This window comes from uncultured Boseongicola sp., from assembly GCF_937988555.1.
Lineage (GTDB): Bacteria > Pseudomonadota > Alphaproteobacteria > Rhodobacterales > Rhodobacteraceae > Boseongicola.
Genome location: NZ_CALJXO010000291.1, coordinates 1 through 17,199, shown reverse-complemented (window position 1 = coordinate 17,199; position 17,199 = coordinate 1). Strand labels below are relative to the sequence as shown.

Annotated in this window: 16 protein-coding genes and 1 pseudogene; 9 read left to right on the top strand and 8 right to left on the bottom strand. The window is 56.7% G+C overall.

Going from position 1 to position 17,199, the window contains the following annotated elements:
* The first annotated feature begins 39 nt into the window (after positions 1 to 39).
* A complete protein-coding gene (locus tag Q1B15_RS17130) occupies positions 40 to 738 on the top strand; it encodes a M48 family metallopeptidase (protein ID WP_299755940.1) in 699 nt (232 codons plus the stop codon).
* On the opposite strand, the gene Q1B15_RS17125 is transcribed toward Q1B15_RS17130, so the two are convergent.
* Positions 726 to 1,265 (bottom strand): RSP_2648 family PIN domain-containing protein, encoded by a 540-nt coding sequence (locus Q1B15_RS17125; RefSeq protein WP_299755937.1) that lies wholly within the window; start codon positions 1,263 to 1,265, stop codon positions 726 to 728. The genes Q1B15_RS17130 and Q1B15_RS17125 overlap by 13 nt on opposite strands.
* Positions 1,262 to 2,452 carry an RSP_2647 family RNA methyltransferase gene (locus tag Q1B15_RS17120; RefSeq protein ID WP_299755989.1) on the bottom strand — a complete coding sequence of 397 codons (1,191 nt, stop codon included), beginning with the start codon at positions 2,450 to 2,452 and terminating at the stop codon, positions 1,262 to 1,264. Before Q1B15_RS17120 ends, Q1B15_RS17125 begins: the two co-directional genes overlap by 4 nt.
* 342 nt (positions 2,453 to 2,794) lie before the next feature.
* Here Q1B15_RS17120 and edd point away from each other — a divergent pair, with 342 nt between their 5' ends.
* Positions 2,795 to 4,600: a phosphogluconate dehydratase gene (edd, locus tag Q1B15_RS17115; RefSeq protein WP_299755935.1), complete on the top strand. Its 1,806-nt coding sequence runs from the start codon at positions 2,795 to 2,797 to the stop codon at positions 4,598 to 4,600.
* A gap of 68 nt (positions 4,601 to 4,668) precedes the next feature.
* Entirely contained in the window at positions 4,669 to 5,304 is a 636-nt protein-coding gene (gene eda, locus Q1B15_RS17110) for a bifunctional 4-hydroxy-2-oxoglutarate aldolase/2-dehydro-3-deoxy-phosphogluconate aldolase (protein WP_299755933.1), read from the top strand.
* On the opposite strand, the gene Q1B15_RS17105 is transcribed toward eda, so the two are convergent.
* Together Q1B15_RS17105 and Q1B15_RS17100 are read right to left on the bottom strand one after the other, a co-directional pair.
* The gene (locus Q1B15_RS17105) at positions 5,301 to 5,579 is read right to left on the bottom strand and encodes a hypothetical protein (protein ID WP_299755931.1); all 279 of its coding nucleotides are present in this window, start codon (positions 5,577 to 5,579) and stop codon (positions 5,301 to 5,303) included. The two genes, eda and Q1B15_RS17105, sit on opposite strands and share 4 nt — an antisense overlap.
* Before the next feature lie 33 nt (positions 5,580 to 5,612).
* Positions 5,613 to 8,411: a bifunctional [glutamine synthetase] adenylyltransferase/[glutamine synthetase]-adenylyl-L-tyrosine phosphorylase gene (locus Q1B15_RS17100; protein ID WP_299755928.1), complete on the bottom strand. Its 2,799-nt coding sequence runs from the start codon at positions 8,409 to 8,411 to the stop codon at positions 5,613 to 5,615.
* 299 nt (positions 8,412 to 8,710) lie between these two features.
* On the opposite strand from Q1B15_RS17100, the gene Q1B15_RS23530 reads away from it, so the two are divergent.
* The 4 genes from Q1B15_RS23530 to Q1B15_RS17085 all read left to right on the top strand — a co-directional run bounded on the left by Q1B15_RS23530 (position 8,711) and on the right by Q1B15_RS17085 (position 10,943).
* Positions 8,711 to 9,010 (top strand): YbaK/EbsC family protein, encoded by a 300-nt coding sequence (locus Q1B15_RS23530; protein ID WP_366141740.1) that lies wholly within the window; start codon positions 8,711 to 8,713, stop codon positions 9,008 to 9,010.
* Positions 9,011 to 9,117: 107 nt separating this feature from the next.
* Complete coding sequence (locus Q1B15_RS17095; RefSeq protein WP_299755925.1) at positions 9,118 to 9,537, top strand: DUF2852 domain-containing protein; 420 nt, start codon at positions 9,118 to 9,120, stop codon at positions 9,535 to 9,537.
* 69 nt (positions 9,538 to 9,606) lie between these two features.
* Complete coding sequence (locus Q1B15_RS17090; protein WP_299755923.1) at positions 9,607 to 10,038, top strand: RDD family protein; 432 nt, start codon at positions 9,607 to 9,609, stop codon at positions 10,036 to 10,038.
* 74 nt (positions 10,039 to 10,112) lie between these two features.
* Positions 10,113 to 10,943: an arginyltransferase gene (locus tag Q1B15_RS17085; protein ID WP_299755919.1), complete on the top strand. Its 831-nt coding sequence runs from the start codon at positions 10,113 to 10,115 to the stop codon at positions 10,941 to 10,943.
* A gap of 100 nt (positions 10,944 to 11,043) precedes the next feature.
* On the opposite strand, the gene Q1B15_RS17080 is transcribed toward Q1B15_RS17085, so the two are convergent.
* Genes Q1B15_RS17080 through Q1B15_RS17070 form a run of 3 tightly spaced genes read right to left on the bottom strand, consistent with a single transcriptional unit; the run spans position 11,044 to position 15,478 of the window.
* Entirely contained in the window at positions 11,044 to 13,398 is a 2,355-nt protein-coding gene (locus Q1B15_RS17080) for a TRAP transporter large permease subunit (protein ID WP_299755917.1), read from the bottom strand.
* A gap of 11 nt (positions 13,399 to 13,409) precedes the next feature.
* A complete protein-coding gene (locus Q1B15_RS17075) occupies positions 13,410 to 14,351 on the bottom strand; it encodes a TRAP transporter small permease subunit (protein WP_299755984.1) in 942 nt (313 codons plus the stop codon).
* A gap of 41 nt (positions 14,352 to 14,392) precedes the next feature.
* A complete protein-coding gene (locus Q1B15_RS17070; protein ID WP_299755915.1) occupies positions 14,393 to 15,478 on the bottom strand; it encodes a TRAP transporter substrate-binding protein in 1,086 nt (361 codons plus the stop codon).
* 143 nt (positions 15,479 to 15,621) lie between these two features.
* Here Q1B15_RS17070 and Q1B15_RS17065 point away from each other — a divergent pair, with 143 nt between their 5' ends.
* Both Q1B15_RS17065 and Q1B15_RS17060 read left to right on the top strand, forming a co-directional pair.
* Complete coding sequence (locus tag Q1B15_RS17065; RefSeq protein ID WP_299755912.1) at positions 15,622 to 16,149, top strand: cache domain-containing protein; 528 nt, start codon at positions 15,622 to 15,624, stop codon at positions 16,147 to 16,149.
* Positions 16,150 to 16,182: 33 nt separating this feature from the next.
* Positions 16,183 to 16,377, top strand: a pseudogene (locus Q1B15_RS17060) (LuxR C-terminal-related transcriptional regulator); the annotation flags it as partial.
* Here Q1B15_RS17060 and Q1B15_RS17055 read toward each other — a convergent pair.
* On the bottom strand, positions 16,374 to 17,199 hold an 826-nt coding region (locus tag Q1B15_RS17055), incomplete at its 5' end, for a YihY/virulence factor BrkB family protein (RefSeq protein ID WP_299755909.1). The pseudogene Q1B15_RS17060 and the gene Q1B15_RS17055 overlap by 4 nt on opposite strands.

Sequence of the window (17,199 nt, the reverse complement as noted above, 5' to 3'; positions counted from 1 at the left end):
GTCATTGCCGCGCGCCGTATCCCGCCCCATATATTGACTATGATCAAGTTTACCCCAATCCTGATTGCCCTTCTGTATGGCCTCGTAATGTATCGCTTTTCTGTCTGGCGGACCAAGCGCACCCTTGACTCGCAATCGACAGAATTGGCGGATCCGGTTTTGAAAGGCCTCATGGATCGGATGGCCGCTTCGCTTGATCTGAAGCGTATCCGCGTGAACATCTACGAAATTGACCCGGTGAACGGATTGGCGGCCCCCGATGGACGGATTTTTCTGACACGCGGCTTTTACCGCAAGTATAAAGCTGGCGAAGTCACCGCCGAGGAACTGGCCAGCGTGATCGCGCATGAGCTTGGACATGTGGCGCTTGGCCATTCACGGCGTCGGATGATTGATTTTTCGGGTCAGAACGCGCTGCGGACCGCTTTAGCGATGATCCTGTCGCGGTACATCCCGTTCGTCGGCGCTTTCGTTGCGAATTTTCTGATGTCACTCTTGGCTGCTGGTCTTTCGCGCAAGGACGAGTACGAGGCTGACGCTTATGCGTCAGCTCTTCTGGTAAAGTCCGGGATTGGAACCGCGCCGCAGAAGTCCTTGTTCAAAAAGCTGGAAACGCTGACTGGCGCAAACGGTGCCGCGGCACCTGTCTGGCTGATGAGCCACCCCAAGACCGCCGAGCGCATTGCCGCAATTGAGGCAAATGAAGCCCGTTGGCTATCGCCCGGTCAGGACGTATAGACGGCTTTGCCAAGTCTGGGCAGGCGCGCACGTTTCAAAAGGGCGCGCGGGTTGGCCGTATCAATTCCATGGTTGTCTGCCGTGTTCATGATTTCCTCAAGAACCCCTCGCAGCATATTGGGATCACTATGAAATATCTCCAAAAGGAAGGTGTCAGGCGCCCGCAACTGGATATCGTCGCGTGCCAATGTGCGTGTCGGAAAGTCTTTTAGGTTCATCGTCAAAAGCTCATCCGCTGCGCCATCGATTGCAGCGGCCAGCACATGGATGTCATCGGGGTCGGGCAACGACAATCGCGCCGCTGTTTCGAATGAATGTTGCACAATCGCTCCCGGGAAAAGTGCATTAATCCCATCAATCTCCAGATCAGCAATTTCACCCTCACCGCGTTTTTGCGCCACGCGCCGCCATTCCTCAAGAATGCGCGGGGACCAAAGCGGGGTAAAGGCACCCCGAAAAGCTGTTTTCACCACAATTTCCCGCAACACCGTGGGATAGAGGACACAGGCGTCGATAAGAACTCTCACCCCAAAAGCCGGAACGTGATCGCTTTGAGATACCCGCTTTCCGCCAAATGCGGATGCTGGGGGTGGTCCGGGCCTGCAAAGCCGGTACGCAAGATTTGACAGGCGCGCCCTGCCCGCCCGATCCCTCGCAACGACGCGGCCCGAAACTGATCAATCTCTGCTGCATGCGAACACGAACACAGCGTCAATGTGCCGTCGGTTGCGACCAGTGCGGCAGCCAAGCGGGCCACTTTCTCGTAGGCTCGCAAACCTGCATCCCGCGCCTGTTTGTGGGGCGCAAAGGCGGGCGGGTCGCAGACCACCGTCCCAAACGAGCGGCCTTCTTCGGAAAGTGATGTCATCGCCTCAAAAGCATCCGACGCGTTTGTTTCGAACCGATCCGCCACCCCGGACGCCTTAGCGCCAGCCCCAGCGAGCGTCAGCGCCGCAGTCGAACCATCGACAGCCAAAGCTGAGGTCGCCCCGGACGCCAAGGCGGCAAGCGCAAATCCACCGACATGCGAAAAGACATCCAAGACGTCGGTATCGCGCGCGAGTCGGGCGACAAATGCATGGGTCGGACGTTGGTCGTAGTACAACCCGGTTTTCTGTCCGCTAAGTAAATCTGCCATATAAATCGCGCCATTCATTGGCACGGCAATCAACTCGGAAAGAGTTCCACGGATCAATCCGGACGCATCGTCCAATCCTTCAAGTCCCCGCGCCCGTCCAGTGCCACTTTTGACGATCGCCGTGACGCCCGTGACCTCTGCCAGAACATCCGCCAGTTCCTCAAGTCGCACGTCAGCCCAAGCCGCGTTGGGCTGGATGACAGCAGCGTCACCAAAGCGGTCGACGATGACACCCGGCATGCCATCAGCTTCCGCATGGATCAGACGATAATACGGCGCATCGAAGAGCGCATTGCGCGTCTTAAGGGCGCGCCCAATTCGCTTGGCCATCCACGCGCGATCAATTTCGGCACCTGGGTCTGCATCTAAGACACGCCCAAATATTTTTGAATTTGGGTTAACTGCAACCGTCGCAATCGGATTGCGGTCGGCGTCTTCCAGCCGCGCGAGGCTACCGGGGACAAGCGCGCGCGTGCGCCGATCTGTGACCAATTCATTGTCGTATACCCAAGGAAACCCGCGTCTCAGACGACGCGCATCGGTTTTGGGCTTCAGGCGGATGATGGGGTGATCAATATTCATGCCGCCCCCTTTAACGGGAACGGACCCGGACCGAAAGAGATCAGCGCGCTTTGCGGCCTGTCAGTAACGAACGTACCCAATTGGCACGCAAGCGGCGGGCTTCTATTTCGACTGCCATCAGATCAATTTCGCCATATTTAGATTGGTAAGACATTGGGAATTCCTCATTTTGCTGTCGACAGTCACCTAGGCCTCAAGTCCGGGCGCCAAAAGCCACGTTTCGACAAACCCGTTATGCGGACGCAACATAGCGGCGAACTGATCGCACCACTTTGCGTTGTTAGCGGTAACAAAGAGTGCTATGAGGCTGCAGACTTGTCTTTAGGAGGCTCCGATATGGGTTTGAACAATACGGTGCATCGCGTCACCGAGCGGATCATTGCGCGATCCGGACGCGCGCGCGGAGGCTACCTCGACAAAATCGCGCGTGCGCAAGACGATGGCGTAAAACGTGGCCACCTCACTTGTGGAAATCAAGCCCACGCCTTTGCGGCCATGGGCGACGACAAGGCGGCGTTAGTGGATGATCGCGCGCCCAATATTGGGATTGTGACCGCATATAACGACATGCTGTCAGCGCACCAGCCGTTCAAAGACTATCCCGATCAGATCAAGGAGGCCGCTCGTTTGGTTGGCGCGACGGCACAGGTTGCCGGAGGCGTGCCCGCAATGTGCGATGGGGTTACACAGGGCCAGACCGGGATGGAATTGAGCCTTTTCTCGCGCGATGTGATTGCTTTGGCGGCGGGCGTGGCTTTAAGCCACAACACCTTTGATTCTGCCATGTATCTCGGCGTCTGCGATAAGATCGTTCCAGGGCTGATCATTGCTGCCGCCACCTTTGGACATATCCCTGCCGTCTTTGTCCCGGCAGGACCGATGATCTCAGGCCTCCCAAACGACGAAAAAGCCAAAGTTCGCCAGCAATTCGCAGCCGGAGAAGTGGGTCGCGACAAGCTGATGGAAGCCGAGATGGCCTCGTACCACGGCCCAGGCACCTGCACCTTCTATGGAACTGCGAATTCGAACCAGATGCTGATGGAATTCATGGGGCTTCATCTGCCGGGCTCAAGTTTCGTCAATCCCGGAACTCCTTTGCGGGACGCTTTGACCGTCGAGGCTACCCGGCGCGCCGCAGCAATCACCGCACAGGGGAACGATTATCGACCTGTTTCAGCTATTCTCGATGAGAAGGCCTTTGTGAACGGGATCGTGGGACTGATGGCCACGGGAGGGTCGACAAACCTTGTTATCCACCTGCCCGCGATGGCACGCGCTGCGGGTGTGATTCTTGATATTGAAGACTTCAACGATCTTTCTGCTGCCACACCGCAGATGGCGAAAGTCTATCCAAATGGCCTTGCTGACGTGAACCATTTCCATGCAGCGGGCGGTCTCGCCTACCTGATCGGTGAACTCCTTGGGGCCGGACTGCTGCATCCAGACACAAGCACAATTGCCGGAGATGGGCTTGGGCTTTATGCGACCGAGCCAACCCTAAGAGACGGTGCTTTGACGTGGGTTGAAGGCCCGAAGGAAAGCCTCAACGATAAGATCGTTCGACCCGCAGGCGACCCCTTCAAGCCAAGCGGCGGACTGCGCGAACTTAAAGGCAATCTCGGCCGCTCAGTCATGAAAGTGTCTGCCGTCGCGTCGGAGAACCAGGTGATCGAGGCCCCTGCCCGCATCTTTGAAACGCAGGATGCCGTGAAAGCGGCCTTCAAGGCCGGGGAATTCACCGGCGACACCGTGGTTGTGGTCCGTTTTCAAGGCCCAAAAGCAAATGGCATGCCCGAATTGCACTCGCTGACACCAATCCTGTCAGTTCTGCTGTCCCGGGGATTGAAGGTTGCGTTGGTGACCGATGGCCGCATGTCCGGAGCAAGTGGCAAGGTGCCGTCCGCTATCCACCTGTCGCCCGAAGGCGCACATGGCGGCCCCATTGCCAAGCTGCAAGACGGCGACCTTGTGCGGGTCGATGCGGTTTCGGGAACACTGGATTGCCTCGCGGACGGCTTTGAAAGCCGCACACCGGTTGTACCTGACCTTTCTGACAATCAGGAAGGCTTGGGGCGCGAGCTATTCACGGCCTTCCGGGACCGTTGCGGGCTGGCCGCCGATGGCGCTGGCACGGTCGTTTAAGCGAACGCCTATGACATCGACAGAATTGCGCCTAAACGCGGGCAATCCTTGAAAGACGGAGATAAAATATGACCCCCGAAGAAAGTAGTATTCAGGCCGCCGAGATTTGCCAACTTGCCCCAGTCGTACCGGTCCTTGTTGTCGAAGACGCAGCATTGGCCGCCGCGTTGGCGACGGCCCTGGTCGCAGGCGGACTGCCTGCCCTTGAGGTGACGCTTCGCACCCCGGCTGCCCTGGATGTGATTCGCGAAATGGCTGCGGTCGAAGGCGGCGTCGTCGGTGCGGGCACGCTTTTGACCCCCGCCGATGTGGTTGCTGCAAAAGAAGCTGGTGCGCTATTTGGCGTCACACCGGGAACAACCGATCGTCTGATTGATGCAGCCCTTGATGCTGAGTTGCCTTTACTGCCCGGCGCCGCCACCGCGACAGAGGCCTTAAGACTTCTTGAGCGCGGCTTTTCAATTCAAAAGTTCTTCCCCGCAGAAGCTTCGGGCGGCGTTCCAGCCCTGAAAGCAATCGGAGCCCCGATGCCGCAGGTGCGGTTTTGTCCGACCGGAGGGGTCAGTCTAAAAAATGCGTCGGAATATCTCGCGCTTCCTAACACGATTTGTGTCGGTGGGTCGTGGGTTGCGCCTAAAGACGCCGTTGTCGACCACGACTGGGCGCGGATCACGGCACTCGCACGGGAAGCCGCTGAACTTTAGGCGCGGGGTCGTCGTCCCGCCGCGCCACCACGCCGTCCCTCGTGCCCCGGTGGCACCAAGGCAGCCTTCAACACGCCTGTCATAGGGTGCTCGGGGAATTCCGCACCAAAGCGCCCCAATAATTTGCGCACAAACTCGCTACTATCGTGACCAATGGGCACACCGATTGCCCAATCGAGAAAGATCGAGCGGCACTCGGGCTCTCCGATCCCCTCGATCCGGTAGCTCTCGTAGATCAGGCCGCGCGGGTCGGCTGGGTCGTCTTGTCTTGGCATAGCGGCACCTCGTAGGCAGTCCGGGTCGGTCAGTCACGCTTCAGAAGTGGGTGGACCGACAGCCTTGTCAATAACCGCCGCAATCTGATCGGCGGTTTTTGCAATTTCCCGGCTTAAGGCCGCCACACTCTCCATCCCAATATCGCGCAGCAAAAACGCGCCTGCGCCTGCTCCGGTGGCGTCTGTGGTCAGTGGGTCCTTCGAGATCAAACGCGCCGCCGACTGAACTTGCCAATAAAGCTGTGCGGCATCCAGAAGCGTTTTTGCCTCGATGCTTGTCAAGGCGAAGACATCAATCGCAGCGCGCAATTGATCGCTCAGCGACCGCATCCCGGTTCCCGCCAACAGCGCTCCGGCTTGGGCAAAAAGCTCGATGTCTTGAAGCCGCCCCGGTCCTGTTTTGATATCAAGCGCCGCGCCACCTGGCTTGGCAATGGCAAGTCGCGCCCGCATCGCGGCGACATCAGAAAGGATGGTGGCTCGATCCCGCGGCGCGGCCAAAAGGCGCGCACGAAAATCAGTGATTTCCTGACCCAATGCAGTATTCCCCACAATCACACGTGCGCGGGTCAATGCCAGATGCTCCCATGTCCAGGCTTCGGTCTCTTGATAGGCTTGGAACGCCGCAAACCCGGTTGCTACCGGCCCCTGACGACCCGAAGGTCGCAGCCGCATGTCGACTTCATAGAGACGGCCCTCAGCGGTGGGCGCAGAAATCGCCGTCACAAGAGCTTGGGTCAGTCGGGCATAATAGGCCCGCGTAGCCAAGGGGCGGCGACCTTCGGAGGTCTCGACGCCATCGGCATCATAGACCACAATCAGATCCAAATCTGATGCTGCGTTAAGACGCTCGCCCCCAAGCGAACCCATGGCGATCACGACGGCACCACGACCCGGTTGTGTACCGTGTTTTTTGGCGAAACCATCGACGACATAGGGCCACAAAGCGCGTACCGCGGCCGTCGCCAAATCAGCGTATTGCTGGCCTGCGGTCTGTGCATCAATGACCCCGCGCAAATGATGCACCCCGATCCGAAAATGCCATTCCCGCGCCCAAACCCGCGCGCGATCAAGCCGCGCCTCATAGTCTCCAAGTTCGAGAAGTTCTCGCTCCAATGCCGCTACCAGCCCATCAGCTCCCGGCCAGTCCGAAAAGAACCCGCCGCCGATAACTGCATCAAAAACGACAGAATTCCGCGCGAGATACTGTCCAAGCCCGGGCGCTGTATCGACAATATCCACCACCAGATCGAGAAGCTGCGGGTTGGCCTCGAATAAAGCAAACAACTGCACACCAGACGGCAAGCCCGACAAGAACCCGTCGAAATGCACCAACGCTTCGTCTGGCCGTGCGGTTGCCGCAAGTCGCTCTAAAAGCACCGGCTCCATACGCTTAAACATCTCGACGGCCCGCTTAGATCTCAGGGCAGGATACCCAGGCCAACGCGCCGTAATCTCCGCATTGAAAGCAACACGTTTAGCATCGGTCTGCGAAGCTCGCGGCTGCTTGTCTGGCGCAAAGAATCCCTCCGTCAGATGATGCACCCGCGCGAACATATCTTCCAAGAATTTCGCATACTCCTGGCTGTCCTGCCCCGCAAGACAAGCAAGCCGTTGGAAATCGTCTGCGGTTGTTGGCAGGCAGTGGGTCTGTTGATCGGCGATCATCTGCACGCGGTGCTCGGTCTCGCGCAACGCCCGATAATCGGTTGTGAGTTGCTTGGCGTCGTCCGATCCGATCCAGTTTTTAGCCGCCAAGACGGCAAGCCCCTCGACCGTCCCACGAACCCGCAGTTCCGGATCGCGGCCACCCGCGATAAGCTGGCGTGTCTGGGTGAAAAATTCGATCTCCCGAATACCGCCTTGCCCGAGTTTCAGATCATGACCGAGATGCGAGGCGGACTTATGAAGCCCCTTGTGATCGCGAATGCGCAATCGCATGTCATGAGCGTCCTGAATGGCCGCAAAATCAAGATGACGCCGCCATACGAACGGACGAAGGGCCTTTAGGAACCGCGAGCCCGCGGCGATGTCCCCCGCTGCCGGGTGAGCTTTGATATAGGCAGCCCGCTCCCACGTGCGCCCAAGGGCTTCGTAATACCGCTCGGCCGCTTCCATTGAGATGGCAACGGGGGTGACAGAAGCATCCGGGCGTAACCTAAGGTCGGTGCGAAACACGTATCCTTCTGCCGTGCGCTCGCTCAGGGTTTGTGTCATCCGGCGCACCGCCCGCACAAAACTGGCGCGCGCTTCGGCGTAGTCATCAGGATCAAAGCGGGTTTCGTCATAGAGGCAGATCAGGTCAATGTCAGAGCTATAGTTGAGCTCTCCTGCACCCATTTTACCCATCGCTAAGACCGACAGACCGCCAGCCGTCGCAATATCGTCTTCTGACTGTCCAGGCAGTTTGCCACGGCGAATTTCCGTCGTCACAGCCGCCTTCAACGCACGATCCGTCGCCTCCGCTGCAAAATCAGTTAACAGGCCAGTGACATCCTCAAGCGTCCAGATGCCGCCAAGATCAGCAAGCGCGGTATAAAGGGCAACACGCCGTTTCAAACGACGTAATTCGACCGCAAGGCTGCTGTCTTGGGCACTGTGAGTTGCCACCATAAGCTCAGAACGCACAGTTTTAGGCGCCTTTTGAACCGCATCAACGAGCCACGCACCCTCGCGACGAATCAAATCTGCCAAATATGGCGATGACCCGGCCGCCCCAGAAATCAAGTCGACCAGCGGCCCCTTGGATAGCCCAAGACCAACCAACGCATCCTGTGCCCGTTCGCGATCATGAGGAATGGGCAGACGGGTTATATGCTGTGCGAGTGTCATGCGCCGACCAAAGCCCGCGCCCGCGTTGCGGTCAAGGCTCGCAACGTCAGTGTATTTTGATCTACATAGTTCGCAATTTCCGAAACACGGCGGAAACGGCTTTTCCCACTCGAACATCGCACCGAACGAGGATGCTATGAGCAGGAGTGTAAAACGTGTCGCACCGCATTGGAGGCCGCGATCCTGAACACGCCGAATGAAACCCGGAGCACAGCCGCAGCCCCATAAGAGGCGAACTGCGAGATCAATCAAATTACAAAGTCGATCACTTTTCGCAGTGAGGTCCGGGTCAAGTTATTTTGTTCATTCCAGCCGCGGGGAACCGCGTCAACCCAAGCAAAGCCGCCGTCGCCGCGGGTGAACGACTTGGCCGTGCCGATGCAACGTTTGTGGGCACTCAAACCGGGTTTGCGATTGGTGGCGTCGCTCCGGTCGGCCACCTGAGCACGCCCAAGGCGGTTTTCGACTCAGCACTGCTTAAATTCGATTTTGTCTGTGCTGCCGCAGGCACTCGATACCAAGTATTGCCGATCCACCCGCAGGAACTACGCAAAATTTTAACTCGCAAGTATTTGGTTTTATTCAGTATATCAACTTAATGTAAAAAACATTTACATGCTCTCTTGAACCCGGGCGGATGCTCACCGATATGTGTGATGTGAAGAGCATTCACATTAACTGAAACACATGCATTGGAGCACATCAGATGACCACCGCCACTTTACACGCAGCCCCTGCCCACCGCGGCTCCTGGTATTCCCGGACCGAGCAATGGCTTGACGATCGCGGAAAAGGCGCCTGGATCGCTGCTATGGTACTTGGATTCATCTTTGTCTGGCCCATCGGCCTTGCGCTTCTTGCCTATATGATCTGGAGCAAACGCTTGTTTAACGGAAATTGCGCCCGTCGCACCCGCCACGCCCATGTCGATTTCAAATCCAGCGGTAACACCGCGTTCGATTCCTACAAGTCGGACACGCTGCGCCGTCTTCAGGACGAACAGGATCACTTCGAACAATTCCTGGGACGTCTACGCGATGCGAAAGACAAGGCTGAGTTTGATCAGTTCATGGCAGATCGTGATAAACGCAAACCCGAAACCGATGGCGAGACTGTCGACGCCTAAACCCCTTATGATGGGCCGCACTTACGCGGCCCATCCTCCTTTTCGAAACACTCTATCAGGACCAAAGCAATGCCCCTTCCTCATCCCGAAACACAGCCAGAGTTCTTCGAAGACGTTGTCTCAAAGCGCCTGATGGCTTGGATTGTAGACGTTGTTTTGATCTCGGCCATGACAGCGGTCCTGACGGTTTTTTCACTTTTCACCGCGCTTTTTGTCCTACCGCTTGTCTTTGCTCTCGTGGGCTTCATCTATCGCTGGATTGGTCTCACCCGTCATTCGGCAACTGTCGGCATGCGTCTGATGTCGGTTGAATTCCGCAAAGCTGACGGCGAGGATTTCGACAGCAGCACAGCATTTCTACACACAGCCGGGTATTATGCCTCGGTCGCGGTGTTTCCCGCACAGCTTGTCTCGATTGTTATGATGCTGATGAGCGAACGCCGTCAGGGCCTGACGGATACGGTTTTGGGGACCGCGCTTTTGAACATGCGCACTAGGTAATTTCACCAACATTAGGGTATTGGCGTAAAGCCAAGCAGTTGCTAACGTGATTTCGAAATAATTCAGGCGACCGCATGCGTCATTCCCTTCCGATTGCGCCACAGTTTTACGTGACTGCGCCCCAACCCTGCCCTTATCTTGAGGGCCGGATGGAACGGAAGTTGTTTACCGCCCTCCAAGGTGAATACGCCGAAAAACTCAACGATACACTTTCGAAACAAGGATTTAGACGTTCGCAGAACGTGCTCTATCGTCCATCCTGTGCCGAGTGTTCCGCCTGCCTTTCGGCGCGCATCCGGGTGGCGGATTTCAAGCCCTCGCGGAGCCAACGCAGAACTATTCGACGCAACGTGGAGTTGCGCCGAGAAGCCACCTCGCCCTGGGCCACCGAAGCGCAATATGCGCTTTTTCGTGCCTATCTGGACAGTCGACATGCCGACGGTGGTATGGCGGATATGGACATTTTCGAGTTCGCCGCGATGATCGAAGAAACGCCGATCCGTAGCCGGGTTATTGAATACACCGGCAAAGACGAGGACGGCGAAAAAGAGCTTGCAGCGGTCTGTCTGACGGATGTCATCGATGATGGCCTGAGCATGGTCTACAGTTTTTATGATCCAAAGTATGCGGGCTCCAGCCTTGGCACTTATGTGATCATGGATCATATCGATATCGCCCGCGACGCCGGGCTTCCATATGTTTACCTTGGCTATTGGGTGCCCGGATCATCGAAGATGGGATACAAGGCAAAGTTTTCGTCGCTGGAAATCTATCACCGCGGTGAGTGGCGCGACATTGGTGATCCGGATCAGTACTCATCCGAGACCCATCCCTTGTCGACCGATCCGATCGCCGAGCAAGTGGCGCGGATCAATCTGCCGGACTCACGTCCGACCCGGACCTAAAGATTCCTGAAAATCTGTCAGAACTCGCGGGATAAGGCCGACATTTCAGCGTGTCTGCCAGAACGAAAAAACCGCGCCTCAATGGCGCGGTTTGTCAAGTTCAGTTCGGGATCAGGTCCGGAATGATCGTGACCACACTTGGGAAGAACCACAAAATTGCCAAACCGAGCACCTGGATCAGCACGAAAGGGATGACCCCTCGATAGATGTGCTGCGTCGTGACCTCGGGCGGTGCCACCCCGCGCAAATAAAAGAGCGCGAAGCCAAAGGGCGGGGTCAGGAACGATGTCTGAAGGTTGACTGCGATCATGATCGTCACCCATTTCGGATCGAAGGTACCGCCATAAATAACTGGACCGACGATGGGCACGACGATGTAGATGATTTCGAGGAAGTCGAGCACGAAGCCAAGGACAAACAACACCAACATCACCATCAGGAAGACCCTGATCTCGTTGTCGAAGCTTCTGAGGAATTGCTGGATGTAATGCTCGCCACCAAAGGAGATCACCACAAGGTTCAAAAGTTGCGAGCCGATCAGGATGGTGAAGACCATCGAAGTCACTTTTGCGGTTTCGCGCACAACGGGGCTTAGAACGCCCGAGCGGAACAGGGTCCAGCAACCAAACAACAGGCCAAACAGCGCATAAAGATAGGCGCCCTTGGCCACGATAAAGGCCACCCAATTTTCAAAGCCAACCACGGATTGGGTGATGCGAAGGTCAAAATTCACACCGACAAGGATCATGATGATCACAGCGAAGGTCGACATGATGATGATTTTGCCTGACTTTCCTTCATCGCGCAGCTTGCGGTAAGCGGCCAGCATAATCGCTCCACCTGCCCCAAGGGCGGCCGCTGGTGTCGGATTGGTAATACCGCCAAGGATCGAGCCAAGCACCGCCACGATCAGAATAAGTGGCGGGAAAACAACGCGTAAAAGTTCGTTTTGCGTCAAAAGCTCGAAGCCATAACGGCAAGCCCAGAACGCCACGATCAGTGGCAGCGCCAGCATGACCACGGTCAGACCCGGAGAGGAGATCGGCGAGATAAAGAGCGCATCTACTAAGAGCCCGAGGACCAACGCTCCAAGACCGATCCAAAGAGGACGCGGGTCTGATGACGGAGAGATTCCGCGTGCTGTCGTCAGGATCAGCGCCAGCAACACAAGACCGATCGCGATGCCTGTTCCAATTGGAGCGGCGTCTTCGATGTTAATTGCAAGCTGCTCAACGCGCTGCTCATCGGTAAGCTGAACTGCTTGCACCACACCGCCCGCCGCATCGATGGCCTGTTGTTCGGAGATGGCAGCGTCCCAGGTTTCCTGCCCGTGCAGGTCAATCATCGAAGCCTGGCATTCAGGCGTCACGTTGGTTCTGAGGCTCGCTGTTTGGCCTGCTTGCGAGAAGCTGTCGACGGCCACGTTCTGATTGCCGATGATCCCTGCCGATGACAACAGGATCAAACCGCCGATCAAGGCCGCTGGCACGCCAAGAAACCACGTCAGGCTTTCGCCGCGCGTGATGACTTCGCTGTTGGTGGTGCCAAGCTCAACCGCAGGTGCTTTCGATGGGTTCAGCAGCGCAAATCCGAAGGCGTAAAGCGCGTAGAGAACGGCTAACATGATTCCCGGCAAAAGGGCCGCCTGAAAGAGTGTGCCAACCGAAACAACGGCAGGCTCGCCAAGGTAAGTGAGTGCGTCCGAGCATCCCGCCAGCTGCGCGCGTTCTTCTTGCGCCGCAGAATAGAGGTCCCCGGCCAAGGTGCCCAGAAGCACAATCACAATGGACGGCGGAATGATTTGCCCAAGCGTTCCGGACGCCGCGATAACCCCTGTCGCCAGTTCCGGCGAGTAGTTATTGCGAAGCATCGTCGGCAAGGCCAGAAGGCCCATCGTCACCACGGTCGCACCGACGATCCCGGTCGAGGCTGCAAGGAATGCGCCCACAACAACAATGGATACTGCCAAGCCGCCCGGAAGGGGGCCGAAGACACGCGCCATTGTCAAAAGAAGATCGTTGGCGATCTTTGATCGCTCAAGCGTGATGCCCATCAAAACGAACATCAAAACCGCAAGAAGCGTTTCAATGGATTGCCCCGCCAGCACGCGTTCGTTCATTCGGTTCACAACGAAGGATAGGTTGCGGTCCAGAGCGACTTCCCAGCCTTGCGGGAACACAGGCTCGCCTATGCGTTCTAGGTCCGGGTATCGGAAGACGGATATCGCATCGGTTCTTACACCTTCAGCAATCAGATCTGCGTAGTCCGACGATCCCGTATCGATAGCCTGATGGATAAGCAGGCCGGCGCTGTCGAGACCCGCGATGATCCCGAACGAAATGATCGCAGAGCCACCGATAGCGAAGGCCACTGGGAAGCCCGATAGAATGCCGCCGAAGAGGCAAAGAAACACGATCAGAAGGCCGATCTCGACGCCGTCTAGTCCAAGAAACATCTATCGGCCCCTTAATGAATATTCGCGGCAAGTTCGGCGTCTTCATCGCCAAGCTCGTCTTTGTCGAGGTATTTGCCTTCGCTTGCTTCGCCTTCTTTCCACTCAAGATACGAGCGATAGAAAAACGCGATGGCTTGCAGGAACACGAGGCCAGCATAGGCGAGCAAAAGCACCTTAAAGAGAAAGTATCCGTTGAAGCCGTTTGGGCTAAAGCCGATGGTCTCGACGTTCCAGCGCAAGGCGCGCGACTTTTGCAAAAGACGCTCAAGCGAGTCCGAAGCCGACGGGTTTGGCACGACGAGATGGCGCCACAGGAAGTACCAACCGTACATCCATGTGATGATTGCCACGGGCATCATAAAGAACAGCGAGCCAAACATGTCGATGGCACGTTTGGTGCGGAACTTTACGGCGGAATAAACTAGGTCAACGCGGACATGGCCGCCTTGCACGAAGGTATAAGTCACGCAAAGAGTGACGACCAAGGCATTGTAAAACTTAAGCTCTTCAGCCCACCAGCTGACGTCGAAGGTCAGGGCTTTGCCAAAGCCGATCGATATCTCAGAGGCCGCGAACACGCGCTGCATGAATATGATGATGATCTGTTGCAGCACCATCAAAAGCCCGGCCCACGCAAAGATACGCCCCACCCCGTTGGCGATGCCTTCCATGATGCGCACGGCGCCCCACATCAGGTGGTTTTTCCACATGCCGATACCGGTAAAAACCAGGAAGGCGGTGAAAATGACAAAGAAAAACTCGACAGAGCCCCCGTAATAAATGAAACGCATGAGCGCTTCTTTATCGGACCAGTCCAACCATAATCCGGGATGGGTCAATGCGTATGAAAAGTTGTAGAACGCCAGTGCGATATTCTGGAAAAACCAGATGATACCTTCGACCACGGCACCGTCCCCCGGTTCGTTATTATTGAAGGTAGGAAAGTAGATCAGAGGGCCCAATGCAAGGGCCCTCCAATGTCACTTGTCAGCGACTAGCCAAGAATGCGGTCACGCTGGGTGCGATACACACCCTCGGACCGTGTCAGCCAACCCGACGACGACTTCATCGAAGTCATTGCGCTGTCGTGGATTTTCTTGAACAGCTCGTCGCCCATGTTCTCATCGATAACGGCGCGGGACGCGACACCCATCGCATCCCAAACCGAGTCCGGGAATTCGCGCACTGTTACGCCGCCGGACTGGAGACGCTGAAGTGCTGCACCATTGTTGGAGAGGAACTGTGCAAGGTTCCACTGGTGCGATTCACCCGCAGCGATCTCGATGATCTTCTGGTGCGCTGGTGACAGGCTGTCGAAGACATCGCGGTTCGTTGCAAGCGACAGACCCGCGCCCGGCTCGTGGAAACCAGCGGTATAGTAGATCTTTGTGATCTCCTGGAAACCGGCTTTTTCGTCAGCCCATGGGCCGATCCACTCAGTGCCGTCGATGGCGCCAGAAGCAAGGGCCTGGTACACTTCAGCACCCGGAAGGTTCTGAACAGACGCACCCATTTTACCAAGAGCTGCGCCGCCAAGACCTGGCATGCGGAACTTAAGACCCTGGAAGTCTTCTGGACTGGTGATCTCTTTGGAGAACCAACCGCCCGCCTGTGCGCCAGTGTTGCCAGAGAGGAACGACTTCAGACCGAAGATCGAACCAAGCTCGTCGTGGAGTTCCATGCCGCCATCGTGGTAATACCAGTTTACCAGTTCCTGTGCGGTCATGCCGAACGGAACAGCAGTGAAGAAAGCATAGCCAGGATGCTGGTTGACGAAGTAGTAATCTGCACCATGATACATATCGGCCTGACCAGAGGTCACAGCGTCAAAGACTTCAAACGCACCGACGAGTTCGCCAGCAGCTTTCAAGTCAACTGTGAGCATGCCGTCAGACATGGCAGTGATCGAGTCAGCAGTGCGCTGTGCCGCATCGTGCACACCAGCAAGGCCGCGGCCCCATGTGGTGACAAGTGTCAGTGTGCGCTTGCCCTGTGCGTATGCCGGAGCGGCAAGGGCTGTTGTCGCAGCGGCGGCAGTGCCGCCGAGAGCCGTGTTCTTTAGAAATGAACGACGATCCATGTGGTTATCTCCTCCCATGAGAAATAGTCCACCCAGCGGGCAGACGGAACTTTACAGTATCATCGACATTAGACCTGCCTCTTTGAAAGTAAAATACCCAGTTCCGGTGATATTTTGACCAAGTTGGACGATTAGCGGTCGGTTTGAGGACAAACCGCCACCGTTTTTGGCTTGTCGCAAGAAGAGATTCGCAATTATTCTCGATCGCGCGGACAGCGATCGGAGCGACTTACGGCAATGCCTCGCCCGGTGATGAAGACGCCAAACGCGAAGTGATGCAGACGCTGGCCGCGATGATCTATGGTCAAGACGGCCATTTCTTTGTGGTCGACTATGACGGGCGGAACCTTGTGGTGCCGCGCCAGACGCAGCCGATCAACCAAAACTGGATCGGGCTTCGTGACATCAACGATGTGTCGATCACCTCGGAGTTCATTCGCCAGGCACGCTGGGGCGGCGAGTATCACAGCCATCTGTGGTTCAAACCGACGACCGGTGAACAGGCCGAGATGGGTACCGATGTGATCGGCCTTCAGAATTGGCAGTGGGCGCTTGGGACCGGCATCTTCATTGTTGATATCCGCGCGACGGTCGCCACTCGCGTGCGGGTGTTGAGCAGCGTATCAAGCGCACCTTTATCTATATTGGCGCGATTACCGCGGCAGCATTGATGCTTGTTTTCGTCGCCGGGCTTTTGGTGAACACGCGAGCAGACGGTGCTTTTACAATTGGCGCAGGGCAAGTCGAACCGCGAACTGGCCGAGAAACTGAATATTTCGATCCACACGATCGAGACACACCGCAAGAAAATCAAACGCAAGCTTGGGATCAGCTCGACAGCCGGGTTAACGCGATACGCAATGGAGCACGGAGTTCTGCAGGGGACCGGACAGCGTTAGGGGAGTGTTTCCGCTTCCGACACCTTGAGTTGCGCATTCACTTCAGCATCAAGAAGCGCGCCCAGAAGCACGATGAAGGCCGACAGCCAAAGCCATGTCAGCAGAATGATGACGCCACCAAGACTGCCGAAGGTTTGGTTGTAGTTGCCGAAATTCGCCACATAAATGGTGAACCCGATGGTCCCAAGGAACCAAAAGAGGCTTGAAACCACCGTCCCGGGCGTCAGCCATCGCCAATGTGCAGACCCGCGCGCGGGGCCCCAACGATACAGGATCGACATTCCCGCGATCACCACGACGGCAACGAGGATCCAACGTGAGGCTATAAGAATCTGTTCTGTGCCGACATCCACAGGAATGAACGCCAGAGCCGTTGGCAGGCCAACAAGGAGAAGCGCAAGCGTGACCGCGCCAAACAGAAGCGTTGCTGTCAATAAGATGACGGTAACCCAGAACAGAACGAACCCCCTGCTCTCTTTTTCTTTGAACGCGATGTTCAGGCCGTAGATCAGACTTGTGGTGGCGCGCGTCGATAAGTAGATCGAAAAACCGACACCCAGGAAAAGCGCAAGCGAAAGACCCCTGTCAGACGAGCCCGCGACTTTGTTGGCTTGGTTCAATAGAATGAGTGCTGCCTCATCTGGCAGGAATTGCGTGAACGATTGAAGCTGGACGACAACGGCTTCGGCCTCGGTGAAAAGCCCGGCAAGGGCGGTCAGGGCAGCGATTGCCGGAAAGACTGCGAGAAGGGCATAAAAGGCGACACCCGCTGCAACCAACCCAAGTTGATCCTGGCCAATCCGCCGCGCGACGTGCCATATC

What these genes read in the sequence shown, in the direction of transcription:
- Q1B15_RS17130 (WP_299755940.1), top strand. Translation starts at nt 40, where the DNA reads ATGATCAAGTTTACCCCAATCCTGATTGCCCTTCTGTATGGCCTCGTA.
- edd (WP_299755935.1), top strand. Translation starts at nt 2,795, where the DNA reads ATGGGTTTGAACAATACGGTGCATCGCGTCACCGAGCGGATCATTGCG.
- eda (WP_299755933.1), top strand. Translation starts at nt 4,669, where the DNA reads ATGACCCCCGAAGAAAGTAGTATTCAGGCCGCCGAGATTTGCCAACTT.
- Q1B15_RS17105 (WP_299755931.1), bottom strand. Translation starts at nt 5,579, where the DNA reads ATGCCAAGACAAGACGACCCAGCCGACCCGCGCGGCCTGATCTACGAG.
- Q1B15_RS17100 (WP_299755928.1), bottom strand. Translation starts at nt 8,411, where the DNA reads ATGACACTCGCACAGCATATAACCCGTCTGCCCATTCCTCATGATCGC.
- Q1B15_RS17095 (WP_299755925.1), top strand. Translation starts at nt 9,118, where the DNA reads ATGACCACCGCCACTTTACACGCAGCCCCTGCCCACCGCGGCTCCTGG.
- Q1B15_RS17090 (WP_299755923.1), top strand. Translation starts at nt 9,607, where the DNA reads ATGCCCCTTCCTCATCCCGAAACACAGCCAGAGTTCTTCGAAGACGTT.
- Q1B15_RS17085 (WP_299755919.1), top strand. Translation starts at nt 10,113, where the DNA reads ATGCGTCATTCCCTTCCGATTGCGCCACAGTTTTACGTGACTGCGCCC.
- Q1B15_RS17080 (WP_299755917.1), bottom strand. Translation starts at nt 13,398, where the DNA reads ATGTTTCTTGGACTAGACGGCGTCGAGATCGGCCTTCTGATCGTGTTT.
- Q1B15_RS17070 (WP_299755915.1), bottom strand. Translation starts at nt 15,478, where the DNA reads ATGGATCGTCGTTCATTTCTAAAGAACACGGCTCTCGGCGGCACTGCC.